Origin of the sequence: Paraburkholderia sp. BL21I4N1 (assembly GCF_002973525.1) — a bacterium.
GTDB lineage: Bacteria > Pseudomonadota > Gammaproteobacteria > Burkholderiales > Burkholderiaceae > Paraburkholderia.
The window spans coordinates 321793-346252 of sequence record NZ_PVEN01000003.1 but is presented as its reverse complement, the minus strand read 5'-3'; the positions used below and the strand labels follow the sequence as shown (position 1 = coordinate 346252).

Annotated in this window: 21 protein-coding genes; 12 read left to right on the top strand and 9 right to left on the bottom strand. The window is 63.4% G+C overall.

Annotated elements, in window-relative coordinates:
- Positions 1-29: 29 nt before the first annotated feature.
- From waaA to B0G83_RS11020, 4 genes are all read right to left on the bottom strand, one after another.
- Positions 30-1343: a lipid IV(A) 3-deoxy-D-manno-octulosonic acid transferase gene (gene waaA, locus B0G83_RS11035; RefSeq protein ID WP_105507462.1), complete on the bottom strand. Its 1314-nt coding sequence runs from the start codon at positions 1341-1343 to the stop codon at positions 30-32.
- Positions 1344-1428: 85 nt separating this feature from the next.
- Positions 1429-2313, bottom strand: a complete 885-nt coding sequence (locus B0G83_RS11030) for a Kdo hydroxylase family protein (protein ID WP_105507461.1) — start codon at positions 2311-2313, stop codon at positions 1429-1431.
- 49 nt (positions 2314-2362) lie between these two features.
- On the bottom strand, positions 2363-3364 hold the full coding sequence (waaC, locus tag B0G83_RS11025) for a lipopolysaccharide heptosyltransferase I (RefSeq protein ID WP_105507460.1): 1002 nt from the start codon (positions 3362-3364) through the stop codon (positions 2363-2365).
- Positions 3365-3585: 221 nt separating this feature from the next.
- Positions 3586-4980 (bottom strand): phosphomannomutase/phosphoglucomutase, encoded by a 1395-nt coding sequence (locus tag B0G83_RS11020; protein ID WP_105507459.1) that lies wholly within the window; start codon positions 4978-4980, stop codon positions 3586-3588.
- Between the two features lie 302 nt (positions 4981-5282).
- On the opposite strand from B0G83_RS11020, the gene B0G83_RS11015 reads away from it, so the two are divergent.
- From B0G83_RS11015 to galE, 4 genes are read left to right on the top strand one after another with little or no spacing between them, the layout of a single operon-like run.
- Positions 5283-6545 carry an oligosaccharide flippase family protein gene (locus B0G83_RS11015; protein ID WP_105507458.1) on the top strand — a complete coding sequence of 421 codons (1263 nt, stop codon included), beginning with the start codon at positions 5283-5285 and terminating at the stop codon, positions 6543-6545.
- Positions 6542-7372: a glycosyltransferase gene (locus tag B0G83_RS11010; protein ID WP_105507457.1), complete on the top strand. Its 831-nt coding sequence runs from the start codon at positions 6542-6544 to the stop codon at positions 7370-7372. Before B0G83_RS11015 ends, B0G83_RS11010 begins: the two co-directional genes overlap by 4 nt.
- Before the next feature lie 36 nt (positions 7373-7408).
- Positions 7409-8557, top strand: a complete 1149-nt coding sequence (locus B0G83_RS11005; protein WP_105507456.1) for a glycosyltransferase family 4 protein — start codon at positions 7409-7411, stop codon at positions 8555-8557.
- A 12-nt stretch (positions 8558-8569) separates the two neighbouring features.
- Entirely contained in the window at positions 8570-9592 is a 1023-nt protein-coding gene (gene galE, locus B0G83_RS11000) for a UDP-glucose 4-epimerase GalE (protein ID WP_105507455.1), read from the top strand.
- A 1-nt stretch (position 9593) separates the two neighbouring features.
- Here galE and B0G83_RS10995 read toward each other — a convergent pair whose 3' ends face one another.
- Positions 9594-11153: a methyl-accepting chemotaxis protein gene (locus B0G83_RS10995; RefSeq protein ID WP_105507454.1), complete on the bottom strand. Its 1560-nt coding sequence runs from the start codon at positions 11151-11153 to the stop codon at positions 9594-9596.
- Between the two features lie 293 nt (positions 11154-11446).
- Here B0G83_RS10995 and B0G83_RS10990 point away from each other — a divergent pair, with 293 nt between their 5' ends.
- The 3 genes from B0G83_RS10990 (at position 11447) to B0G83_RS10980 (ending at position 14340) form a co-directional block, all read left to right on the top strand.
- Entirely contained in the window at positions 11447-12547 is a 1101-nt protein-coding gene (locus B0G83_RS10990) for a glycosyltransferase (RefSeq protein ID WP_105507453.1), read from the top strand.
- 88 nt (positions 12548-12635) lie between these two features.
- Complete coding sequence (locus B0G83_RS10985) at positions 12636-12926, top strand: hypothetical protein (RefSeq protein ID WP_105507452.1); 291 nt, start codon at positions 12636-12638, stop codon at positions 12924-12926.
- A 166-nt stretch (positions 12927-13092) separates the two neighbouring features.
- The gene (locus B0G83_RS10980; protein WP_258167862.1) at positions 13093-14340 is read left to right on the top strand and encodes an O-antigen ligase; all 1248 of its coding nucleotides are present in this window, start codon (positions 13093-13095) and stop codon (positions 14338-14340) included.
- A 21-nt stretch (positions 14341-14361) separates the two neighbouring features.
- Here B0G83_RS10980 and B0G83_RS10975 read toward each other — a convergent pair whose 3' ends face one another.
- The 4 genes from B0G83_RS10975 to B0G83_RS10960 are packed head-to-tail and all read right to left on the bottom strand — an operon-like array spanning position 14362 to position 19110.
- Positions 14362-16275, bottom strand: coding sequence for a nucleoside-diphosphate sugar epimerase/dehydratase (locus B0G83_RS10975; RefSeq protein WP_105507692.1), 1914 nt, complete (start codon positions 16273-16275; stop codon positions 14362-14364).
- Positions 16265-17302: a glycosyltransferase family 4 protein gene (locus tag B0G83_RS10970; RefSeq protein WP_105507450.1), complete on the bottom strand. Its 1038-nt coding sequence runs from the start codon at positions 17300-17302 to the stop codon at positions 16265-16267. The genes B0G83_RS10975 and B0G83_RS10970 overlap by 11 nt, the downstream gene beginning before the upstream one ends.
- A 9-nt stretch (positions 17303-17311) precedes the next feature.
- Positions 17312-18268, bottom strand: coding sequence for an SDR family oxidoreductase (locus tag B0G83_RS10965; protein WP_105507691.1), 957 nt, complete (start codon positions 18266-18268; stop codon positions 17312-17314).
- Positions 18265-19110 carry a glycosyltransferase family 2 protein gene (locus tag B0G83_RS10960; protein ID WP_105507449.1) on the bottom strand — a complete coding sequence of 282 codons (846 nt, stop codon included), beginning with the start codon at positions 19108-19110 and terminating at the stop codon, positions 18265-18267. Before B0G83_RS10960 ends, B0G83_RS10965 begins: the two co-directional genes overlap by 4 nt.
- Positions 19111-19887: 777 nt before the next feature.
- On the opposite strand from B0G83_RS10960, the gene rfbF reads away from it, so the two are divergent.
- Genes rfbF through B0G83_RS10935 form a run of 5 tightly spaced genes read left to right on the top strand, consistent with a single transcriptional unit; the run spans position 19888 to position 24459 of the window.
- Positions 19888-20658, top strand: a complete 771-nt coding sequence (rfbF, locus tag B0G83_RS10955; protein WP_105507448.1) for a glucose-1-phosphate cytidylyltransferase — start codon at positions 19888-19890, stop codon at positions 20656-20658.
- Entirely contained in the window at positions 20655-21722 is a 1068-nt protein-coding gene (gene rfbG / locus B0G83_RS10950; protein WP_105507690.1) for a CDP-glucose 4,6-dehydratase, read from the top strand. The genes rfbF and rfbG overlap by 4 nt, the downstream gene beginning before the upstream one ends.
- The gene (rfbH, locus tag B0G83_RS10945) at positions 21719-23038 is read left to right on the top strand and encodes a lipopolysaccharide biosynthesis protein RfbH (protein ID WP_105507447.1); all 1320 of its coding nucleotides are present in this window, start codon (positions 21719-21721) and stop codon (positions 23036-23038) included. Before rfbG ends, rfbH begins: the two co-directional genes overlap by 4 nt.
- A gap of 51 nt (positions 23039-23089) precedes the next feature.
- Positions 23090-23521, top strand: a complete 432-nt coding sequence (locus B0G83_RS10940) for a GtrA family protein (protein WP_105507446.1) — start codon at positions 23090-23092, stop codon at positions 23519-23521.
- Positions 23518-24459, top strand: a complete 942-nt coding sequence (locus B0G83_RS10935) for a glycosyltransferase family 2 protein (RefSeq protein ID WP_105507445.1) — start codon at positions 23518-23520, stop codon at positions 24457-24459. The genes B0G83_RS10940 and B0G83_RS10935 overlap by 4 nt, the downstream gene beginning before the upstream one ends.
- The last annotated feature ends 1 nt before the right edge of the window (position 24460 follow it).

The window sequence follows — 24460 nt, the reverse complement described above, 5'->3', positions numbered from 1 at the left end:
CGGTGCGCTGAGGCCGCTCGACGCGCCCCCTACTCCGGCAACAACGCCATCAACACATCCACCGTGCGCGCCGTCGCGCCGCGATGGCGCGCGGCAAACGCCGACGCCGCACCGCCCATCGCCAGCCGCCGGGCCTTGTCGCCGAACAGTTCGCGCAAAGCCTTCGCCAGCTCGGCGGGGTCTTGCACCTGCACCGCAGCACCTGCCGCGACCGCATCGGCCGTGGCCTGCGTGAAGTTGAACACATGCGGGCCGATCAGCACCGGCACGCCGACCGCGCATGCCTCGATCAGATTCTGTCCACCGAGCGGCAGCAAGCTCCCACCGATAAACGCGAGATCCGAAGCCGCGTAATACGCGCCCAGCTCGCCCATCGAATCGCCCAGCAACACGTTCACGCTGGATGGCAAAGCCGCCATCCCACCACTAGTCGCTGCGGCCGCCGACGCCGCCTTCGCGCCCGGCGCCCAGTTCGAACGTCGTTCGAGCCGCATGCCCAACCGTTCGACCAGCGCGGCCACTTCGTTAAACCGCTGTGGATGACGCGGCACCAGAATCAGCAACGCATCGTCCACGCCGAGCGACGCGAACGCCTGCAACACCAGCTCCTCTTCGCCTTCGCGCGTGCTCGCCGCCACCCACACCGGCCGCGCGCCGATTGCCGCGCGCCACGCATGGCCGCGCGCCGCCAACTCAGGCGGCGTGCTCATGTCGAACTTCAGATTGCCGAGCACCGCGACATTGCGCGCGCCCAGCGCGGTCAGCCGCTCCGCATCCGACGGACTCTGCGCCAGCACGCGCGCAAAGCCACCGAACACGTCTTTGGTCGCACCGCCGAATTTGGCCGCACGCTTGAACGAGCGCGCCGACATCCGCGCATTGGTCAGCACCAGCGGCACCTCCGCGCGACGGCATTCGTCGATCAGCGTCGGCCACACTTCGGTTTCCATCACCAGACCGAGCGACGGCCGCCACGTCCGCAAAAACCGCCGCACCGCATGCGGCATGTCGTACGGCAGATAGGCGCGCAACACACGGTCGCCGAAAATCTGCTCGCCGGTCGCGCGGCCGCTCGGTGTCATGTGCGTCAGCAGAATGCGCGCGTCGGGACGCGCCTTGATCAACGCGTCGATCAGCGGTTGCGCGGCGCGCGTCTCGCCCACCGACACCGCATGCACCCAGATCAACGGCGCGTTGTCTTCAGGCAACCGGCCGCGAGCATGGCCGAAGCGCTCGCCGATATGCTCGCGATAACCGCGTTCCTTGCGCGAACGGATCAACAGACGCAGCACGGCAAGCGGCGCGACGATCCACCAGAGCGCGTTATAGATCACCCTCAGCATCGGGGCTCCGTGCGAACGAGCGCACGACCCGGCGCGTTTTGAGAATCCGGCCAACGCGCACAATCCGCCCCATGGACCGCGGCGCTCAAACCAGCGCCCTGCCCTTCAGGCGCTCGAGAATACCGAGCGGCGCGCATTCGGGTTGCGCCATCGCCTTGACCGGCAGGAAGAAGGTCTGCTCCAGCATGAACTGACCGGACATCACCGCGTGCGACGTCTGGTCCGAAAAACACACCCACACGCAGCCCGGCGGAAACGGCATGGTCTCCTGCGGGCTCGACTTCTGATAGTCGAGGTCGGCCTTCATGCCGTCGTGCAGATTCAGCATCAGATGGTCGTACTCGCTGCGCGGCGATTTGGTCACGTGCAGCAAATTCAGCAGCCATGCGGCGCCCGGCATTTGCGGCTTGATGCGCGGCAGGAAGCGTTTGGCCATGTCCTCGAACGGTTCGCCGACGCGCCACACGCGCGGCGAACCGTTCGGATTGACATTGGTGAACACGCGCAGAATCCGCTCGCCGTAGTTCGGCCGCGACGGAAACGCGTCCACGTGCAGACGGCTATCGTCTTTGCGCCACGACGTTTCGCGCGTTTCCACCTGATGCAGCCGCAGGCTGGTCGGCGCCACGCGCAGCTTGCCGTTGTACTCGGGAAAGAGACCGTCCACCAGCGTGCGCGCATTGGCCTGGTAACGCGCGATCAACGCACGCACCGCCGACTGCGTGACCGCGTCGCCGGCCACGCCATGCAGCGCGCCGCCACCGGGTTCGAGACTGATGTTCTTGCGGTTCGGATCGGCGAGCGCGGGATCGAGCAGCGCCTGTTCGCCGCCTTCGATCGCGAAACGCAGGTTCGGGAAATACAGCACTTTGCCGCGTTCGACGCCGGCGAGCAGCGTCTCGCGCGGCACGGACAGGTTGCGTCCGTGCCAGTCGGCGTTCGCTACTTCGATGATCTGGGTTTCGTTCATGGTCGCCCTTGAAAACGGATGGAGCTTAAGGCGAAGCGCGCCGCACGGGCTACAGCAGGCCGAATCCGGCCAGTGCCGACTTCACCTGTTGCAGCGTGGGCGGCTGCCCGGCCGTGCCGAGATTGACGACGTTCGGCGACCAGTAGCCGCCGGTGCGCCACGCGGTGGCGAAATTGTACAACTCGACCGTCGGGCGCTTCAGCGCCGCCGCGATGTGGACTAGACCTGTGTCAACCCCCACCGTCGCGGCCGCGCCTTCGATCAGGCCGACCACCGCGGGCAACGACAGCTTCGGCGGCACGATGGCGGCCGCGCCAAACTCTTTGGCCAGCCGCTCGCTGGTGGCGCGCTCCGCTTCGCTGCCCCACGGCAGCACGATCGACGCGCCACGCCGCACCAGCGACTGCCCCAGCTCGATCCACGCGGTATCCGGCCACTGCTTGTCGGCGCGCGAGGTGGCATGCACGAACACCACGTAGGGCACCGGCAGATTCAGATCGGCCTGCGACAACGCCAGCGCGGCGCGCTGGGTGTCGATGCCGAAGTCGATCTCGTCGGTGGGTTGCGGCGCCGGGTCGTTCAACGCCGCGGCCACGAGTTGGCGCGTGCGTTCGACCACATGGGTGCGCGGCTCGATCGGCACGCGCTTGTCGTAAAAGAAGCGCACCGGCCATTCGAAGCCGGCGCCATCGGTGCGATTCGCGAGGCCGACCAGCGGTCCGCGCGCCATGCTCGCGACCCACGCGGTCTTGATGAGCCCCTGGCAGTCGATCACCAGATCGTAGTTCTCGGCGGCGAGCGCGCGGCGAAACGCGCCGATCTCGCGCCAGTTTTCCGCCGACAGCAAACGCTTGCGCCAACGCCGCAGCGACACGGGAATCGCGCGCCGCACGCCGCTCACGAGCTGCACGAGGCCGACGAAGCTCTCTTCGACAAGCCAGTCGATCTGCGCCTCGGGATGGCGGCGCCGGATATCGGCGATCACCGGCATGTTGTGAACGACGTCGCCCAACGACGACACCCTCACGATCAGTATCTTTTGCACGCTCAAGAGTGGGAAAACCGGCTATCCGGCCCGAAGATGCGTTGAAAGAGCCCCAAAGGGCGGAGAAAACACGGCCGTGCCGGTTGTCTCACGAGGTCGGCAATTCTAGCGCGTCGCATGTCGATTACATGAAAAAACGCGGCGCGGTAAGTCAAACCCGCGCCGCGTTCGACGACGGCGGCGATGCGAGTCGACACGCGACCCGCACCGCCCCGCCGCTGCAACGTTTAGAACGGCAGCTTCGCGTCTGCCTTTTCCGCGAGGATCACGCGGCGGAAGTCTTCCTGAATGCGCTTGAGCGCCGCGTCGTTGTCGGCTTCGAAACGCATCACCACCACCGGCGTGGTGTTCGACGAACGCGCCAGACCGAAGCCGTCCGGATACTCGACGCGCAAGCCGTCGATCGTCACGACGTCGTCCGCGCCGGTGAACTTCGCGTTCTGCTGCATACGTGCGATCAGTTCGAAGTTTTCGCCTTCTTCGAGCTTCAGTTGCAATTCCGGCGTGGAATGCGAGTTCGGCAGCGAATTCAGCAGCGCGCTCGGGTCCGCCACGCGCGTGAGAATTTCGAGCAGGCGCGCGCCCGTGTACAGGCCGTCGTCGAAACCGTACCAGCGGTCTTTAAAGAACACGTGGCCGCTCATTTCACCGGCCAACGGCGCGCCGGTTTCACGCAGCTTCGCCTTGACGAGCGAGTGGCCGGTCTTCCACATCAGCGGCTCGCCGCCCTTTTCCTTGACCCACTTCGCCAGGTTGCGCGTGCACTTCACGTCGTAAATGATCTGCGCGCCCTTGTTGCGCGACAGCACTTCTTCGGCGAACAGCATCAACTGACGGTCCGGATAGATGATCTGGCCGTCTTTAGTGACCACGCCGAGACGGTCGCCGTCGCCGTCGAACGCGAAGCCGATTTCGGCATCCGTTTCCTTCAGCGCGCGAATCACGTCCTGCAGATTTTCCGGGTGTGCCGGGTCCGGGTGATGGTTCGGGAAGTTGCCGTCGATCTCGGTGAACAGTTCGACCAGTTCGCAGCCGAGCTTCCTGAACAGCTTCGGCGCGAGACCGCCGGCCACGCCGTTGCCGGTGTCGACCACGATCTTCATGGGACGCGCGAGCTTGATGTCGCTGGCAATGCGCTCGAGATAGACGTCAGCGATGTCGTATTCGGTGTAGGTGCCGCTGCCTTGCGAGAAGTTATCGTCGACAATCCGCTGATGCAGCGCGAGGATCTGTTCGCCGTAAATGGCCGCGCCGCGCAGGACCATCTTGAAGCCGTTGTAGTCCGGCGGATTGTGGCTGCCCGTCACGACGATGCACGAATCGACGCGGCGCTCGCCGCCTGCCAGTTGCAACGGCACGCTGGCCGCGAAGTAGCCGACCGGCGTGGGCACCATGCCGACGTTGACCACGTCGACGCCCGCTTCACGCAAACCGTCCGAGAGCGCCTGAATCAGTTCGGGGCCCGACAGGCGACCGTCGCGCGCGACTACCACGGCGTCGCCGCCTTGCGCCCGCACTTCGCTGCCGAATGCACGGCCGATAGACCGCGCAGCGTCGGCGTCGAGCGTCTTGCCGATTACACCGCGAATGTCATACGCCTTGAAAATAGATTTGGAGATCATGTTGGCTCACTTGCGTGCAATGGAAAATTTTGACTGGCGCACCGGCTAACTATCGGTAAAACATAGCCATGAAACATTGCGATGCGCCCTTGCCGGAAGCGATCCGGTTCCAACTTATAATCGCGTTTTTCGGACTTGCCTGATTACGCCATTCTAATGCTTAGACGCTCTCCATTTGTAAAGTTGCCGCGATGGCCAGCCCGGCGGGGAGATCGGCAGATACCCGGTGCGTGCGTCGCGCCCGCGTGTCCCATCAGGCCAGTCACGCCGTGCGAGCAGGCGGACCGCCGCGCGGCCCTCGCATGCTGACGCTCAAGCGCTTCGCCAATCCGGACGTCACGCGCGCCTTCACGAATATCGTCTGGCTAGGTCTCGAACGGCTCACGCAGATCGGCGTGGCGATTGCGATCAGCGGCATGCTGGCGCGTTACTTTGGGCCCGACACGTTCGGCAAGTGGCAATACGCGAACACGCTGCTGCTCGTGCTGTCGCCGATCACCTGGGTATGCGGCGCGGAGATCCTGGTGCCGACCATCGTCGCGCGACCGCCCGCGCAACTGGGCACCGTGCTCGGCAGCGCTTTCGCGCTGCGCTTTTCCGTGTCGGCCGTGGCCTTGCTGCTTACCTGGCTCGGCATTGCGCTGCACGTCCTCGATCCGCTGGTGGGCGCCATGCTCGCGGGCCTCGCGGTCACCATGCTGTTTCGCGAGCCGTTCGTGGGTGTGATCAACGCGTGGCTGCAAAGCATGACCTACAGCAAGCCGCAGTTGCTCACCAGCATGAGCACCGCCGTGCTCAAGGCCGGGCTCGTCTATCTGCTGGTGCGCGCCGCGGCCACGCCCGCGCGCTTCGGCTGGCTGTGGGCGCTCGAATCGGCAGCGATCGGCGCGGTGCTGCTGATCTATTTCGTCCGGCGGCATGGCGGCACGCTGGGTTGGCACGTCGACCGTTCGTTGTTCAGGCATTTCGCCAGCGCGGGCACGGTGTTCTGGGTCGGCCTGATCTGTATGTACCTGTTCCTGAAACTGGACCGGCTCATGCTCGAACGCGCCATTTCGTTCGCCGATCTCGGGCGCTATTCCGCCGCCCAGCAACTCAACGAAAACTGGATCACGCTCGCATTGATGCTCGCGCAAACCATCGCGCCGGCGTTCGTCTACCGGGTGCAGGACGCCGCGCAACTGCGCCGCAACATGTGGCGGCTCACCGCGATGACCGCCGCGCTGATGGTGAGCGGCGCGCTGGTGCTGGATCTACTGGCGGGTTTGATCATTCGCCGCGTGTTCGGGCCGGACTTCGAAGGCGCCATCGAGATCTTTCGTTGGGCAGTGTGGCTGTCCGTGCCCGCCGGCATCGAAGCGATCGGCAATCTGATCGTGCTCAAGTATCAGGCGCGCTTCGTCCTGCTTGCCAAGTGGGTGCTGGCGCTGGCCGTCGCGTTCGTCGTCAATCTGCTGGCAATTCCACGGTTCGGCGCGTACGGTGCGCTGGTCGGCCTCGCGGCCGGCTATCTGGCCGCCGCGTCGGTTAATCTTTATTACATCCGTTTCAAATTGCGCCCATGACGAACTCATCCGCCGCCGCGCGGATTCCCCTCCACGACGTCGCGGTGCTCATCCCCGCCTATAACGGCCAGGCCGACGTCGACATGACCCTCGCGTCGTTCAGCGAAAGCGCGCCGATCCACGTGCTGATCGTCGACGACGGCAGCACGCCGCCTATCGTCGCGCCGCTCATCGCCAACATGAAGATCGAGGTGCTGCGCATGGCGCGGAACGGCGGCATCGAACGTGCGTTGCAAACCGGCATCGACATGCTCGCGCAGCGCGGCTTTCGCTACGCCGCCCGCATCGACGCGGGCGACCGCAGTGTGCCGCAGCGGCTCGCCAAACAACGCGTGTTCATGGAACTGCATCCCCGCGTGGCCGGCCTCGGCATGTGGACGCAGGTCGTCACGCGAGCCGGCAAGCCGCTCTTCATGCTGACACCGCCGCCTGAGCCCAAAGCGATCCGGCGCATGCGCTTCTTCCGCGCATGCCTCGCGCATCCTTCGATGATGCTGCGTATCGACGCCGTGCGCGAAGTCGGCAATTACCGCGCCGAGTACCGCTCCGCCGAAGACCTCGATCTGTTCGTGCGCCTGATGCAACGCTACGACTGCGCGAACCTGCCGGAGCTCGGGCTCTACTACGAGTTGAACGAAGGCGGCATCAGCGCGACCAAACGGCGCCGCCAGGTGAGTTCCACGCTGCGATTGCAATTGCGCTACTTCAGCCCCGTCAATCCGTACGATTGGCTTGGCCTCGCCAAGAACCTGCTGCATCTGGTGACACCGTACCGCGCGTTGCAACGGATCAAACGCCTGTTGCTCGCGCCGCGCGCGAGCCAGTAATTCACCTCTCCCCATTCACCGCCGAGCCCGTTCCGCATGAAGCCTGCCTTGAAGTCGACGCCCGCGTTGCGCATTACACTCGTCTGTAATACCGCCTGGGCAATCTATACCTATCGGCAAGGGCTGATCCGTATGCTCGTGGGACGCGGCGTCGACGTGACGGTGCTCGCGCCGCGCGACCGCACCTTCGAACTGCTCACCGCGATGGGTTGCCGCTGTCTCGAACTGCCGATGGCGTCGAAAGGCACCAGTCCACGCGACGATCTGCGCACGCTATGGTCGCTCTACCGGCAATACCGCACGATCCGGCCGCACGTGGTGTTCCATTACACGATCAAGCCGAACATCTACGGCTCGATCGCGGCGAAGCTGGCGGGCGTGCAATCGGTTGCGGTCACGACCGGACTCGGCTACGTCTTCATTCAGGCAAGCCGCGCCGCTCAGGTCGCCAAAAAACTGTATCGTTTCGCGTTCCGTTTTCCGCGTGAGATCTGGTTTCTGAATCGCGACGACCAGGCTGCGTTTGTCGACCAGAAGCTGTTGGTGCATCCCGAGCGCGCGCGGCTGTTGCATGGCGAAGGCGTCGATCTCGACCAGTTCGCGTTCGCGCCGTTGCCCGAGCGCGCGGACTTCCGCTTCGTGCTGATCGGACGGCTGCTATGGGACAAAGGCGTCGGCGAATATGTCGACGCCGCGCGGCGTTTGCGTGAACGTTATCCGCACGCGCGGTTCCAACTGCTCGGTCCGGTCGGCGTCGACAATCCGAGCGCGCTGACGCGCGAAGAAGTGGCCGCGTGGGAGCGGGAAGGCATCATCGAGTATCTTGGAGAGGCGCACGACGTGCGGCCGTTTATCGCCGATGCGGATTGCATTGTTTTGCCCTCGTATCGCGAAGGCGTGCCGCGCACGCTGATGGAAGCGTCGGCGATGGGTCGGCCGATCGTCACGACCGACGTGCCGGGCTGCCGCGAAGTCGTGAAAGACGGCGTCAACGGCCTGCTGTGCGAAGTACGCAATGTCGACAGTCTGGCAACGAGCCTCGCAACAATGCTCGACATGAGCAACACCGAACGCCGGGCCATGGCGGAACGCGGCCGACAGAAAGTCGCGGAAGAATTCGACGAACGCGTGGTCGTCGAAACGTATAAAGACCTGGTGCAGAAAATGACGGGCGTTTTACTTTAACGGAGCAACAGCATGACCACGAAGGGCACGATTCTGGTAACGGGCGGTGCAGGCTTTATCGGCTCGCACACCTGCGTCGAACTGCTGAACGGCGGTTTCGACGTCGTGGTGATCGACAATCTCGTGAACAGCAACCGCGAGTCGCTGCGGCGCGTGGAGAAGATCACCGGCAAGACCGTGACCTTCCACGAAGCCGACGCCTGCGACACGGTGGCGCTCAACCGTATTTTCGACGCCCATCCGATCAGCGGCGCGATCCACTTCGCCGCGCTCAAAGCGGTGGGCGAATCGGTGACCAAGCCGATCGAGTACTACAGCAATAACGTCGGCAGCTTGCTGAGCGTGCTCGGCGTTATGCGCGAGCGCAACGTGAAGCAGTTCGTGTTCAGCTCGTCGGCCACGGTGTATGGCGTGCCGAAGAGCTCGCCGATCGACGAGTCGTTCCCACTGTCGGCCACTAACCCGTATGGCCAGTCCAAGCTGATCGCCGAGCAGATTCTGCGCGATCTGGAACTCGCGGACCCGTCATGGCGGATCGCCACGCTGCGCTACTTCAATCCGGTCGGCGCGCATGAGAGTGGGTTGATCGGCGAAGATCCGGCCGGCGTGCCCAACAACCTGATGCCGTATGTCGCGCAAGTGGCGGTCGGCAAACTGGAGAAGTTGCGCGTGTTTGGCGGCGACTACGACACGCCCGACGGCACCGGCGTGCGCGATTACATCCACGTGGTCGATCTGGCGCGCGGGCATCTGGCCGCGCTCGACGCGCTGGTTCGACGCGACGCGAGCTTCGTGGTAAATCTCGGCACGGGCCAGGGCTACAGCGTGCTGGATGTCGTGCGTTCGTTCGAGAAGGCGTCCGGCAAGCCGGTGCCCTACGAGATCGCGGCGCGCCGTCCGGGCGACGTGGCTTCGTGTTTCGCCGATCCGGCGGCGGCCGAGCGGATCATCGGCTGGCGTGCGCAGTACGGCATCGAGCGGATGTGCGCGGATCACTGGCGCTGGCAGTCGACCAATCCGCAGGGATTTGCGTGAGTTAGGCCACCATCCCCTCGAGCCGGAACACCGACACCGCGTCACGCAACGCCACCGCGTGTTCCTCCAGCGATTTCGCCGCGGCCGCCGCTTCCTCGACCAGCGCCGCATTGTGCTGCGTGACCTCGTCGATTTGCGACACCGCCTTGTTGACCTGTTCGATGCCGTCGCTCTGCTCGAGCGCCGACGCTTCGATCTCGCTCATCACGCCGGTCACGCGCTGCACCGCGCTCATTGCTTCGTGAATGGTCTTCTGCGCGTCGGACACGAGCGACGCGCCCTGCTCCACCTTGGCCGCCGATTCGCCGATCAGCTCCTTGATCTCCTTCGCCGCCGCACCGGAGCGCTGCGCGAGGCTGCGCACTTCCGACGCCACCACCGCGAAGCCACGCCCCTGCTCGCCGGCCCGCGCCGCTTCCACCGCGGCGTTCAACGCCAGAATGTTGGTCTGAAACGCAATCCCTTCGATCATGCCGATGATCTCGGCCACCTTGCGCGACGACGCGCTGATCCCGTCCATCGTTTCGGTCACGCGCGACACCACCGTGCCGCCCCGCGTGACCGTATCCAGCGCACCATGCGCGAGCCGGTTCGCCTGCTTGGCGTTGTCGGCGTTCTGCTTCACCGTGGCCGACAGCTGCTCCATGCTAGCCGCGGTCTGCTGAAGCGCCGCCGCCTGCTGCTCGGTACGTGCCGACAGATCCGCGTTGCCCGACGCGATTTCGTTGGCACCCTGCGTGATGGCCGTGGTGCTGCCGCGCACCTTGCCCACGGTTTCCACCAGACCGTCGCGCATGTTGGTCAGTGCGCCGAGCAACTGGCCCATCTCATTGCGCGATTTGACCTTGATGGCCACCGTCAGATCGCCCGCGGCAATCCGCTCGAAATGCTTGACCGTCGCATTGACCGGCTTGATCAGCGCCGCCGACAACGCGACCCGCGCCGCCACGCTAATCACGATCGCGATCGCGCCGATCGCACCGAACAGCAATGTGGCCAGTTGAAAACGCTGCGCGGCGGTGGCCGCCTGCTGATGCTGGCTCTCGATCTGCGCATGCTCGAGCGCGTCGATCGCCTTCGAATAGACGGCATAGAAACCGTTCGCCGTTTCGCCCTGAATGTTGCGAAAGGTATTGAAGTCGAAGTCGTTGAGCGCCTTGAACTCCGGCTCGATCGCTTTTTCGACCAATGCGCTGCGTGCCTGCTCGACGCTCTGCGCGAGGCGCTGCTCTTCGGCGCTGGCAAACGGACCGGCCATGTAGTTGCGGAAGTCGTTGTTCGATTCGACCAGCACCTTGTGCGCGGCCGGCAGCAGATCGTCGGTCTGCTTGCCGACGCTGAACAGGGTCTGATACGAGCCCACCGCCAGTTGCACCTGCAACAGTTTCTCGGAACTGGCCTTCAGATGCGATAACGCGACGGCGCTACGCTGGGTATCGTCGAGACTGCTGTTGGCGAGCTTGAGCGCGCCATAGCCGACGGCGATCACCGTCAGCAGGAAGGCGACGAAGACGCTGATCAACAGCGTCAGGCCGCCACGAATTGTGATGTTGTTTAGCATTGGATCTCCGGAGCGTCTTGTCGAGCGGCGGCGAAGCAGGCCGGCCTAAGTAGGTGCCGTGTTTTTCGCGCTGCATGGGTGCTGCATTTGTGCTTCTTTTACACTTCGCCGCATCCAGGTTATCGACCCCGCCGATGCTTCGTTAAATAGGTGGAATCCATGACTGGCAAGGCTTTGCGGCACGTTTTCGCATCACTATCTGGGATTTGACGCCGCTTGCGCGCCCAGCGCGCTTTTCCGGAGCCGTCGCGTTTCGTTTGTATAATTCGGCGTCTTCGCTCAGGCCCACTTTCATGCTTAGTTTTGCGCTCGGCTTTCTCGTTTCACTGCTGATCACGCTGTTGATCGTGCGCTATGCGCATCTGCATGAAAAATTCTCCACCGACACCGATCTGGCCGGCGTGCAGAAATTCCACGTGCATCCGGTGCCGCGCATTGGCGGCGTGGGGATTCTGCTCGGGCTGATTGCGTCCGCGGTGCAATTGCATCACGCGTATCCGGCCGTGTCGGGCGGCATTCTTGGGTTGATCGCGTGCGGCATGCCGGCCTTCGGCTCAGGGATGGTCGAAGACCTGACCAAGCGCGTGTCGCCGCTCGCACGCCTCGTCTGCACAATGGCGGCCGCCGCGCTCGCTTACTTTCTGCTGGATATCGCCGTTACGCGCATCAGCGTGCCGCCGCTCGACTTCCTGCTCTCATACGCGGTGATCTCCTGCGCGGTCACGGTGCTTGCGGTCGCCGCGCTCGCCAACGCGATCAATATCATCGACGGCTTCAACGGGCTGGCCTCGATGGTCGCGTTCATGATGTTCGCCTCGCTTGCTTACGTGGCATTCCAGGTGTCCGATCCGGTCGTGCTGTCGGCGTCGTTCATGATGATGGGCGCGGTGCTCGGCTTCTTCATCTGGAATTTCCCGGCGGGGCTGATTTTTCTCGGCGACGGCGGCGCGTACTTTATCGGCTTCATGCTCGCCGAACTATCGATCATGCTGGTGATGCGCAATCGCGACGTCTCCGCGTGGTATCCGGTCCTGCTATTCATGTATCCGATCTTCGAGACCTGCTTCTCGATCTATCGCAAGAAATTCATTCGCGGCATGTCGCCGGGCATTCCCGACGGCGTGCATCTGCACATGCTGGTTTACAAACGCTTGATGCGCTGGGCGGTCGGTGCGCGCACCGCGCGCGAATTGACGCGACGCAACTCGCTGACTTCGCCTTACCTGTGGCTGCTGTGTCTGATCGCCGTCGTACCGGCCACGCTATTCTGGCGGCATACGCTGCATCTGTTCTGCTTCGTGGTCGTGTTCGCGGCGACTTACGTCTGGCTTTACGTCAGCATCGTGCGCTTCAAGTCGCCACGATGGATGGTGGTCAGGAAAGCCAAACGATAATCGGTAAGCATAAAGTCAGCACTTTGTTTGCATGGCGCGACCGGCACGAATATCATCGGACGAATTCAATAAATAGAAAGGGGCCGTTATGAAGTCGAAAGTCCATTTCGTCGCGTTCGGTTTGCTCGCGGCAAGCCTGCCGGCGTTGGCCAATACCGCGGTGGACAATGTCGTCCGAAGCGCGCGGCCGGTCGCGGCGGTGAGTGTGCAGCCCGAGTGCACGGCCTATACGGGCCGGCAGATTGTGAACACCAACGACTCGACGGATCCGTTCATCAAGACGCTGAAGGTGGTCGGCACGATGGCGGCTGTCGGGGCGGTGAGCGCCGCAACGAAAGCCGGCAGTCAACCGGCGCCCAATCCCTGCGGCGGGCTCTGAGACAGTCCTAAGGAACGGTGCATCCATATAGGAAGAAGGTACAATAATGGGCCAATAGATACGGCCCAACACGACGCATTTCGACGTCGTGACGGCCGTCCAAAGTCAAAAAAACATGTCGACGCCCGCTAGCCCTTCACCTTTGAGCGTCAGTCGCCGCAGCCTGTTGCCCGCGTTACTCCTGCTCACGTTTCCCGCTCTTACTCTGCTGCTACAAGGCGGAGCGAGCGCCGTATCGATCGCGGCCTCGGTCATCTCGCTGGCGTTACTGCTGAGCCCTCAATCCTGGACCGGTCTCGCACCGTTGCGCTGGGATCAGGTGGACGCACGCTTGTGCATCGCGATGGCCTGTCCGCTCGTGGCCGTGCTGATCAGTGAGTTCTCACACGGCAAAGTAGTGCCCAATACGCTCGATTCGCCGGCGCGCTTTCTCGCCGCGATGCCGCTCTTTCTGGTGTTGCGACAAGCGCTGCCGCGCACGCTCGCGTGGAGCGATCTGTCGTTTGCGTTGGGGGCGCTGGCGTCGCTGGGGATTCTGCTGATTGCGCCGCAATACTCGGGCATTGGCCGGGTCAGCAGCCGGTTTCTGAACCCGATCCACTTCGGCGATATCGCGTTGATTCTCGGCGTGCTGTCCATTCTTTCGCTGAACTGGTGGCGCAAGGACAGCTTGCCGGTGCGGATCCTCAAGATCGCCGGCCTGCTGGCCGGCCTGGCCGCGTCGGTGCTGACCGGCTCGCGCGGCGGCTGGGCCGCCGTGCCGGTGGTGGCGGTGCTGATTCTGTATGTGCGCGGCCGCGGCAAGTCGCGCCGCTGGAACGTGCTCCTGCCGCTGGCGATCGTCGCGATCGTGGCCGGCGTGTTTATCTTTTCGAGTTCGGCGCGGGAACGGTTCACGATCCTGCAGTCGGATGCGATTCACTACCAGGAAGGCCAGCGGGATACGTCGCTTGGGATTCGCCTGCAGTTGTATGAGACCGCGCTGAAGATCGTCGAAAGCCATCCGCTGCTCGGCCTGGGCGCGCATGGATTCCGCGACAGCATGCAGTCGTTCGAGGACGCGGGCATGCTCACGCCATTGGCCGCGCAAAACGGCAAAGGTGAGACGCACAATCAGTTTTTCGCGTATCTGACCGACTACGGTTTGCTTGGCGGCTTCGCGCTGCTATGCATCTACGTGGCGCCGGGCGTGCTGTTCTACCGGCGCTTGAATGCGCCCAACGCGCCGGCCCGCAGCGCCGCGCTGATGGGGCTGACGTTCGTGCTGTCGTTCTGGATTTTCGGCCTGACGGTCGAGACGTTCGACCTCAAGATGACGGTTGCTTTTTACGCGACCATGGTCGCGATACTGGCGGCGTTAGCCACCTATGCCGACAAGGCCGGCAACGCGGAACGCGTTGTCTCGGGGCGGTAGGCTCACCGTCTACCGGGCCCGTTACGCGCCGCCTTGCGGCCGCTGCGTTCCGTTCGACACCGCGGGAGGACGCGTCGTCGGCATGCTTTGCAGCCCCGTCGCCATCGTCGTCTGATACTCCGGCACCCAGCGGCGCAGATCGCGGCGCACTTCCTCATCGGACAACACGCGCCGTTGCATCAGCCACGGCAGCAACTCGTCCAGCAGATGGTCCGGCACCTCGCGCGCGCAAGCAATGCGCAGCTTCGGATGCGGCGTGCGGGTGGTGGCTTCGTCGTCAGCGAGCAGTTCTTCGTAGAGCTTTTCGCCCGGACGCAAGCCGGTAAACACGATCCGGATCTGGTCCTCGGTATAGCCGTGCAGACGAATCAGATCGCGCGCGAGGTCGGTGATCCGCACCGGCTCGCCCATGTCCAGAATGAAAATCTCGCCGCCGCGCCCCATGCTGGACGCCTGCAACACCAGTTGCGACGCTTCCGGAATCGTCATGAAAAAGCGCGTGATTTCCGGGTGCGTCACCGTGATCGGACCGCCCTTGCCGATCTGCTCCTCGAACTTGGGAATCACGCTGCCCGCGCTACCCAGCACGTTGCCGAAACGCACGGTCTCGAACTGCGTGGTCTCGCTAGTTTGCTGCAATGCCTGACACGCCATTTCGGCGAGCCGCTTGCTCGCGCCCATCACGTTGGTGGGGTTGACGGCCTTGTCGGTCGACACCAGCACGAAGTGCCTGACGTTGTGACGGATCGCGGCCCGCGCCATGCGGTAGGTGCCGAGCACGTTGTTGCACACGGCCTGCCACGCGTTCAGCTCTTCCATAAGTGGCACATGCTTGTAGGCGGCGGCGTGGAACAGGATGTGCGGCGCGTAACGCGCGAGAATGCTGTCGACCAGCAGCGAGTCCTTAGCGTCGCCGATCAGCGGAATCACCGGCACGCCGGGAAACTTGTCGTGCAATTCCTCGATCAACCGGTACATCGCAAACTCGGACAGATCGAACGCGACCAGTTGGGCGGGTTCGAAACGCAGAATCTGCCGGCACAGCTCGGAGCCGATCGAGCCGCCGGCGCCTGTCACCATCACGACGCGGTTGCGCAGCAACGCATCGACGTGCGGCGTGTCGATGCGGATTGCGTCGCGCCCCAGCAGATCTTCGAGATCGATGTGACGTACTCGCGACAGAAACGCCTGGCCTTGCGTGAGCGGCGTCAGTGCTGGCAACACCAGCGACTTCACGCCCGCTCGCACACACAGCGTGGCGACACGGCGTTGTGCATCGACGGAGGCCGACGGAATCGCGATGATGGCGTGTTGAGCCTGCAACGATTCGGCGAAGCGCTGCAGGTCGCCGATCGAGCCGAGCACCTTGCAGCCGTAGATTTCGCGGCCGTGCTTGGCGGGGTCGTCGTCGAGCAAACCCACCAGGCGCCACTCGGGCGAGCGCGACAGTTCGCGCGCGAGACTCGCGCCCGCGCCGCCGGCGCCCAGCACCAGCACCGGCTTGCCCAGATTACTGAGGCGCCCGTACAGGCGGAATTCCTTCGAGGTGCGATACAGCGCGCGTGCGCCGCCCATCGCCAGAAATAGCAGCAGCGGCGAGACCACGAGCACCGAGCGCGGCACGATCGGATACGGCTGCACCATCACTGCGGCGATCATCACCACCAGCGCGCCGGCCAGCACGGCTTTCGCGATCCGGATCAGATCCGGCAGGCTCGCGAACACCCACATGCCGCGATAGAGGCCGAACACGCGGAACATGGCCGCATAGACCGGCAGCACCCAGATCAGCGCGTGCACCGCGCTATGCCAGAACAGTTCCGGCACCTGCGCGTTGAAGCGGATCAGATACGCGACCAGCCAACCCGCCGCGACCGCCGCGACGTCGAACAGGAATGCACTGACAGAAGGCCAGGCGGCTTTATTACGTAGCATCAGCGTCAACCTTAGCTTGTCGGGTTAGGGTGGTCTGGAAGCGACGCCAGCGCAAGTCGATCGCCGCACCCAGCAGCAGCAGTGCAACGACCCAGCCCACCACGATACTCCACTGCACCGCCCCGGAGCGATGCAGCGCGGACAAGGCCAGCAGCACGCCGACGAACATCACCGCGTACCACGCGCAGGCAGTGCGCGCATGGCCCATGCCCGAACGGACAAGGCGCTGGTAAAAATGCTCGCGATGCGCCTGCCAGAATTTTTCGCCGCGGAGCAGCCGGCGGACCAGCGTCACCGACGCATCGACGATGAACGGCGCGAACACCAGCGCCGGAAACCATACCGGCCATGCGCCGCCGCGCCATCCCCAGTAGCCGAGGGCACCGGCGAGGAAGCCGGCGGAAATCGAACCGGCGTCGCCGAGGAAGATCCGCGCCGGGTGGAAGTTGAACAGCAGAAAACCGAGCGCCGCGCCGGCGATTGCCGCGCTGGCCCAAGCCAGTTCCGGCAGCGCGTGTTCGCCCGCTGCGGCGGCGATCGCATACGCGCCGAAGCCGAACAGCGCCATGCCGCCCGCGAGACCGTCCGCACCATCCATGAAGTTATACAGATTGACCAGCCACAGCATCAGAAAGGCCACGATGGCGAGCAGCCAGGCCGGAACCGGCGCGGGATAGACGGCGATCACCGCCACCACCGCGACCAGATGCGCGGCAAAGCGCACTCGCGCCGGCAGCCCCTGGCGGTCGTCGACTTGCGACACGGCGGCCAGCAGCAGCGTCGCGGCCGCGATCAGCCACAGCGAAGGCGCCAGCACCGCCATCGCCACCAGCACCACCGGCACGATGCCCCAACCGCCGACGCGGGGCGTCGGCCGGGTGTGCAGCGAACGGTCGTTCGGAATATCGGTGGCGAGCCGCCACGCGACGCCCGTCGTCAGCAATCCCCACAGGATCGCGGCGCAGACGAGCGCGGCGCCGACGGCGATGACGAGGCTAGCTAAAATAGAACCGTGTTGCGTCAGCATCCCATGCCTTCAATGCGTGTTGCGATACCAAGCCGCCGTTTCGGCGAGGCCTTCGTCAATCGAGTACGGCGGCTGCCAGTCGAGCGTCTCGCGCAAACGCGCGGTGTCGACGCGCAGATCGCTGACCAGACGGTCGACCTGCTGGGTACGGCCGGTCAAACGTCCGGCGGCGCGCAGCCAGCTAGCGGGCACCGGCAACAAACGCGCCGGTTTGCGCAGATGCCGGCCAAGCGCGCGCGCGAGACCTGCCACCGTTGGATCCTCGCCGTCGGCCACATGAAAGCAGCCATGCGCGGCACGCGGATCGGTCGCACAGTGCGCAAGCGCGTGCGCAAGATTGCCGACGTAAACCATGCTGCGGCGCGCGCCGATCGCGCCGAGCGGCAGCGGCACGCCGCGTGCAATCGCTGACATCAAGCTGAGAAAGTTCGCTCGCACGTTCGGCCCATACACCAGTGGCGGGCGCACGATGACGACATCCAGTCCGCTTTGCTCGCCGAAGCGCAGCAACGCCTGTTCGGCTTCCAGCTTCGAGCGGCCGTAGGCGTCTTCCGGCGCCGGCGTGTCGGTCTCGCGCAGCGAGCGCCCGCCATCCGTTTCGGCCAGCGCCTTGATACTGCTGACGAACACCATCCGCCGCACGCCGTGCCGGTGCGCCGCCGCCGCCACGCGCAGCGCACCTTCGACGTTGGTCGCGCGGAAGGCGGCGAGCGGGTCCACGGCGGCGTCGTGCATTACGTGCACGCGGGCGGCGAGATGCACCACGCAGTCGGCCGCGAGGCCTTGCGGCCACGCAGCGTCGAGATCCGCGAAGTCCCGGCTGTCATGCAGCCATTCCTCGACACCGGGCACGCTCCCGCCAGGCGTGCGGACCAGCCCGGTGACAGCGTGTCCGCGCTGCAGCAACTCTTCGCACAAGGCGCGGCCGACAAACCCGTTGGCGCCGCTGACGAGAATCCTGCTCACACCCATTTCCAGCCAAACCGGTTGAAAAACTTGAGCGCCGACGCGCCGAACATCTTGATGTGCGCCGAGCCCTTGCGCGAAGCGCCGCCACCGTGGTGCAACACGCGCACGCTCGGCACATAGGCCACGCGGGTCACCTCGTGGGTGCGCAAACTCAGGTCGTAGTCCTCGAAATAGAGGAAGTAGCGCGGATCGAAACCACCCAGCTGCTTCAGCCGATCGGTGCGGAACAGCATGAAACAACCGCTGACGATCGGCGGATCCCACACCACGTCGCGTTCGTTGATGACGTCGCGCATTTCGTAGCGCGCGAGGCGGCGGCGAAACAACCGCTGCGCGCCGCCCGGCAGGAAGCCGCGCACGAACAGGTCCAGCAGCGTCGGATACCGGCGGCACAGGTATTGAATGCCGCCGCTTTCGTCGCCGATGCAAGGCGTCAGTAAGCCGGCGGCCGGCTGCGATTCGAAAAATTCAAACGCGGCCGACAACGCGGTCCGGCCGAGATCGATATCCGGGTTCAGCACCAGATGGAAACAGCTCGAGGCCTGCTCTATCGCCAGATTGTGGCCGCGCCCATAACCGACGTTGCCGTGCCCGCTGATCACGTCGTAGCGGATCCCGTGCCGAGCCAGCACGTCTATATCGAGCGGCGTCTGCGCCAGTCCGCCGTTATCGACGATGCATAAGCTCAGCGGCAGTTCAGGGCGCGTTTGCCGCAACTGATCGCAGGCCAGCGCCAGGCTGTCCAGCGTGCGTGCCAACAACTCCGCGTCAGGCCGATAGACTACGATCGAAACAGACAATCCGTCAGCAACGGGGTGCGGCGGGTTTGTAACATTCATATTCAAGAGTAACGTGTCGCGCAATTGCGACGTTTTTTTGGTAAAAATTATAGGCGCTCGCAACGGCGTCGCCAGTGTGCGGAAATTTGCGGAGCTAGGCAAGCTTTGCGCCTGATTCCGGTCGTTCACTAATGTTCACAACCGGCGCACAGCCAAACCCGACCGGGCGCTTGCGGGTGTCGTCGGGGTTTTGGCCCGTAACGCCCGCCTGGTCGGTCGTGTGGCGGATCGGCGAAGCTTGACGAAGATGGCCTTGCGAGCACGGCGGTCAGGGCGTTTTTTCGGGTCGGATAGTGTGCACCTGACCGAAAAGCGACTGTGTATAATCTGCACTTTCCCAAGCGGGCTACCCCCGAACATGGCGAAACGACGTGCAAAAGGCCTCCTGGCCGACGCGCAACCGTTTGCGCATGACAGATGTCCGGCGTCGACGGAATAAACGGACAAGCGATGAACGGACCACGCATATCGATGTGTTTTAAACCAGTCGTTCGTATACCGGCTGACTGCCGCCCGCCCAGCAGGCGTAACGTCCCCTCCAGTGAGACGTCGGTCGTGGAGGTTGCAACGATGCGTATTGCATCGACCACCACCCACCATACATTGACCTGACGCCTGTGCGCAAAGCGCCTGGCACCGCTAAAGCAGGCCCATGAAATGCTCCAAATCAAAAGCTGATTGCCGTATGCAGACAACATCGCACGACCCGGCAGTGGGCTCCTGATTTGTACATATGACATTACTCGACCCCCGGTCCGTCAAGAGGACGCAATAGAGATGAAAGCAGTGTTGCTCGCTGGTGGCTTGGGCACCCGAATCTCCGAAGAAACCTATCTGAAGCCGAAGCCGATGATAGAAATCGGCGGGCGGCCCATTCTTTGGCACATCATGAAGATGTATTCCGCCCATGGCGTGAACGACTTCATCGTGTGCTGCGGGTATAAGGGCTACGTCATCAAGGAATACTTCGCGAACTACTTCCTCCACATGTCGGACGTCACGTTCAACATGCGGGACAACAAGATGGAAGTGCATCAGAACAACGCCGAATCGTGGCGTGTCACGCTGATCGATACCGGCGAGCACACCATGACCGGCGGCCGGCTGAAGCGCGTCGGGCAATATCTGGACGGCGAGGAATTCTGCTTCACGTACGGCGACGGCGTGGGCGACATCGACATCACGAAGCTGATCGAATTCCACCGCGCCGGCGGCAAGCTCGCCACGCTGACCGCCACGCAGCCCCCCGGACGTTTCGGCGCGCTCGATGTGCAGGACAACCTGGTTCGCAGCTTCCAGGAAAAACCGCACGGCGACGGCGCGTGGATCAACGGCGGCTTCTTCGTGCTATCGCCGAAGGTGCTCGACTACATCTCCGCCGACGACACGATCTGGGAACGCGGCCCGATGGAGCGTCTCGCGGCCGAAGGCCAGATGCAGGCATGGTTTCACCGCGGCTTCTGGCAACCCATGGACACGCTGCGCGACAAGAATCATCTGGAAGATCTGTGGAATTCGGGCAAGGCGCCGTGGAAAAAGTGGGCATGAACCAGCAATTCTGGCGAGGCAAACGCGTTCTGGTAACCGGCCATACCGGCTTTAAAGGCGGCTGGCTCTGTTTGTGGCTGCAACAACTCGGCGCGGAGGTCACCGGCTACGCGCTGGCCGCACCGACCGAACCGAGTCTGTTCGACACCGCGCGGGTCGGCGACAACATGAAGTCGAATCTCGGCGACATTCGCGACCTCGATCATCTGAGGCGCGTGTTTGCCGCAGCCCAGCCGGAAATCGTGATCCATATGGCCGCGCAGCCGCTCGTGCGGCTGTCGTACAAGGAACCGGTCGAAACTTACTCGACCAACGTGATGGGCACGGTTCATCTGCTCGAAGCCGTGCGCCATACGCCGTCGGTGCGCGCGGTCGTCAACGTGACGAGTGACAAATGCTACGAGAATCGCGAGTGGGTCTGGGGCTACCGGGAAACCGAGCCCATGGGCGGCTTCGACCCCTATAGCAACAGCAAGGGCTGCGCGGAACTGGTCACCGACGCCTACCGCAATTCGTATTTCAACCCGGCCGCCTATGCGGAACATCGCGTCGCGGTGGCGAGCGGCCGTGCCGGCAACGTGATCGGCGGCGGCGATTGGGCCGGCGACCGTCTGATCCCCGACATGATGCGCGCGGTCAGCGCCGGCGTGCCTGTTCAGATCCGCAATCCGCACGCAATCCGGCCGTGGCAGCACGTTCTCGAACCGCTGAGCGGTTATATGGCGCTCGCCGAAAAGCTCTACACCGAAGGCGTCAAGTTCGTCGGCGGCTGGAATTTCGGCCCGAACGATTCCGACACGCAACCGGTGCAATGGATTGTCGAGCATCTGGTCTCGCGCTGGGGCGACGGCGCCGCCTGGCAGCGCGACGGCGCGCCGCAGCCGCATGAAGCGACCTACCTGAAACTCGATTGTTCCAAGGCAAAGAGCCTGCTCGGCTGGTCCCCGCGCTGGACGCTCTCCGAGGCGATCGACCATATCGTTGAGTGGCATCAGGCATTCATGAGAAATGCCGACATGCGCGCGCTGTCCCTTTCACAAATCAACGCTTATCAAGCCAAATGAACCCCAGTAAAGAGCAACTCAGAGAGCAAATCATCCAGCTGGTCGGCCAGTACGGCGAACTCGCCACGCGTGCGCCCGATTTTGAACCCGGCGTCACGGTGATTCCGCCGTCCGGCAAGGTGATCGGCGCGCGCGAAATGGAACTGATGGTCGACGCGTCGCTGGATGGCTGGCTCACCACCGGGCGCTTCAACGATCTGTTCGAACAGCGTCTGGCGAAGTTCATCGGCGTGCAGCATCTGATCACGGTCAACTCCGGTTCGTCGGCGAACCTGGTCGCGTTCAACACGCTGACCTCGCCGAAACTCGGCGACCGCGCGATCAAACCGGGCGACGAAGTGATCGGCGTGGCCGCCGGTTTTCCGACCACCGTGAACCCGATTTTGCAATTCGGCGCGGTGCCGGTGTTCGTCGACGTCGAACTGGGCACGTACAACATCGACGCCTCGAAGATCGAAGCCGCGATCAGCCCGAAGACCAAGGCGATCATGCTGGCCCACACGCTGGGCAATCCGTACAACCTCGACGTGATCGTCGCGCTGTGCAAGAAGCACAATTTGTGGCTGATCGAAGACTGCTGCGACGCGCTCGGCTCGACGTACGACGGCAAGATGGTCGGCACGTTCGGCGACATCGGCACACTGAGCTTCTACCCCGCTCACCACATCACGATGGGCGAAGGCGGCGCGGTCTTCACGAACAATCCAGATCTGCGTCTGATCGCCGAATCGTTCCGCGATTGGGGCCGCGACTGCTACTGCCCGCCGGGCAAAGACAACACCTGCGGCAAGCGCTTCTGCTGGAAACTCGGCAATCTGCCCGAAGGTTACGACCACAAGTACACGTACTCGCACCTCGGCTACAACCTCAAGATCACCGACATGCAGGCCGCCTGCGGCCTCGCGCAGCTAGACCGTGCTGCCGAATTCGTCGAAGCGCGCCGCCGTAACTTTGCGTACCTGAAGAACCGTCTCGCCAGCTGCGTCGAATTCCTGATCCTGCCGGAAGCCACGCCGAATTCGGATCCGTCGTGGTTCGGCTTCCCGATCACGCTGAAGCCGGAAGCCGGCCTACGCCGCGTCGACCTGCTCACGTATCTCGATCAGAACAAGATCGGCACGCGCCTGCTGTTCGCGGGCAACCTGACGCGCCAGCCGTACATGATCGGTCGCAACTACCGCGTGAGCGGCGAGCTGACCAACACCGACGTCATCATGAACGACACGTTCTGGGTTGGCACCTTCCCGGGTCTGAAAGAGCCGCAACTCGACTACATCGCCGAGAAGATCGAAACCTTCCTCGGCGTGAATTTCTGAAGCACGTCAAGCCTATAAACGAGCGCACTCTGTGAGGAACGGCAAGCCAACATGTTGAACAAGCTGAAAGCGGCCTTCACCGGCGACCGGGAAACGCGCAAGAAAATGTTGCGCTACCTGCTCGTGGGCGGCCTCAACACCGCCTTCGGCTATTTTGCAACCGTCGGCTTGTACTACGCGTTGCGGCCGCACCTGCACATCGTCGTGATCGGTGTGATCGCCAACGTGATCTGCATCACAGAGTCGTTTATTACTTACAAGCTGTTCGTGTTCAACTCGCGTGAGCCTTGGCTTCGCGAGTATTTGCGCTGCTACGTCGTGTACGGCAGCAGCGCGCTCATTGGCATCGCAGGTTTGTGGCTGCTCGTGAACATTCTGGGCATTCCGTTCTGGCTTGCCCAGGGCCTGCTCATGAGCGTTAGCGTGGCCATTTCCTACGCGGGGCACGACCGATTCACTTTCAAGAAAGCACAGCGCGGATGAGCGACAAGAAACTAATTAGCATCGTTGCCGGCTGCTTCAACGAACGCGACAACATTGCCGAACTGCACGAACGCATTACGGCGGTCATGGCGCAGGTGCCGCATCTCGATTACGAGATTCTCCTGATCGACAACGCGTCCACCGACGGCACGGTCGATGTCATTCGTGAAATCGCCGCGCGCGACAAGCGGCTAAAGGCCATCGTCAACGTCCGCAATTTCGGTCATATCCGTTCCCCGTATCACGCGCTGCTGCTTGCACAAGGTGACGCGGTGATCGGCATGGCGTCGGACCTCGAAGATCCGCCGGAACTCATTCTCGATTTCATCCGCAAGTGGGAAGAAGGCTTCAAGGTCGCGATCGGCGTGCGCCGCAAGCACGAAGAGCGCGGCCTCATGCCGCTGATGCGCAAGGCTTACTACGCGCTGATCACCCGCATTTCCGAAGTGGAGCAGGTGCAGAACTTCACGGGCTTCGGTCTGTACGACAAGGCCGTGATGGACATTCTGCGCAAGATCGAAGACCCGTATCCGTATTTCCGCGGCCTGATCTGCGAAATCGGCTATGCGCGCGCCGAAGTGCCGTTCGACAAGCCGGTGCGCAAACGTGGCATCTCGAAGGGCACGTTCCTCGTCTATCTCGACAGCGCACTGCTCGGCATCGTCAATCACTCGAAGGCACCGCTACGCCTCGCGACGATGATAGGTATCGCGATGAGCGGCCTCAGCTTCCTGACCGGCATCTACTATTTCGTGCGTAAGCTGATTGCATGGAGCGAATTCCAGATGGGTATCGCGCCGCTCGCAATCGGCGTGTTCTTCTTCATGGGCATGCTGTTCCTGCTGATGGGCCTGCTCGGCGAATACGTCGGCCTGCTGGTCACGCACACGGTGAAGCGGCCGATGGTGGTCGAGCGCGAACGCATCAACTTTGACTGAG

Bases quoted from the DNA above. Each gene is read 5' to 3' on its own strand.
- waaA (WP_105507462.1), bottom strand. From the start codon at position 1,343: ATGCTGAGGGTGATCTATAACGCGCTCTGGTGGATCGTCGCGCCGCTT.
- B0G83_RS11030 (WP_105507461.1), bottom strand. From the start codon at position 2,313: ATGAACGAAACCCAGATCATCGAAGTAGCGAACGCCGACTGGCACGGA.
- B0G83_RS11020 (WP_105507459.1), bottom strand. From the start codon at position 4,980: ATGATCTCCAAATCTATTTTCAAGGCGTATGACATTCGCGGTGTAATC.
- B0G83_RS11015 (WP_105507458.1), top strand. From the start codon at position 5,283: ATGCTGACGCTCAAGCGCTTCGCCAATCCGGACGTCACGCGCGCCTTC.
- B0G83_RS11010 (WP_105507457.1), top strand. From the start codon at position 6,542: ATGACGAACTCATCCGCCGCCGCGCGGATTCCCCTCCACGACGTCGCG.
- B0G83_RS11005 (WP_105507456.1), top strand. From the start codon at position 7,409: ATGAAGCCTGCCTTGAAGTCGACGCCCGCGTTGCGCATTACACTCGTC.
- galE (WP_105507455.1), top strand. From the start codon at position 8,570: ATGACCACGAAGGGCACGATTCTGGTAACGGGCGGTGCAGGCTTTATC.
- B0G83_RS10995 (WP_105507454.1), bottom strand. From the start codon at position 11,153: ATGCTAAACAACATCACAATTCGTGGCGGCCTGACGCTGTTGATCAGC.
- B0G83_RS10990 (WP_105507453.1), top strand. From the start codon at position 11,447: ATGCTTAGTTTTGCGCTCGGCTTTCTCGTTTCACTGCTGATCACGCTG.
- B0G83_RS10985 (WP_105507452.1), top strand. From the start codon at position 12,636: ATGAAGTCGAAAGTCCATTTCGTCGCGTTCGGTTTGCTCGCGGCAAGC.
- B0G83_RS10975 (WP_105507692.1), bottom strand. From the start codon at position 16,275: ATGCTACGTAATAAAGCCGCCTGGCCTTCTGTCAGTGCATTCCTGTTC.
- B0G83_RS10970 (WP_105507450.1), bottom strand. From the start codon at position 17,302: ATGCTGACGCAACACGGTTCTATTTTAGCTAGCCTCGTCATCGCCGTC.
- B0G83_RS10960 (WP_105507449.1), bottom strand. From the start codon at position 19,110: ATGAATGTTACAAACCCGCCGCACCCCGTTGCTGACGGATTGTCTGTT.
- rfbF (WP_105507448.1), top strand. From the start codon at position 19,888: ATGAAAGCAGTGTTGCTCGCTGGTGGCTTGGGCACCCGAATCTCCGAA.
- rfbG (WP_105507690.1), top strand. From the start codon at position 20,655: ATGAACCAGCAATTCTGGCGAGGCAAACGCGTTCTGGTAACCGGCCAT.
- rfbH (WP_105507447.1), top strand. From the start codon at position 21,719: ATGAACCCCAGTAAAGAGCAACTCAGAGAGCAAATCATCCAGCTGGTC.
- B0G83_RS10940 (WP_105507446.1), top strand. From the start codon at position 23,090: ATGTTGAACAAGCTGAAAGCGGCCTTCACCGGCGACCGGGAAACGCGC.
- B0G83_RS10935 (WP_105507445.1), top strand. From the start codon at position 23,518: ATGAGCGACAAGAAACTAATTAGCATCGTTGCCGGCTGCTTCAACGAA.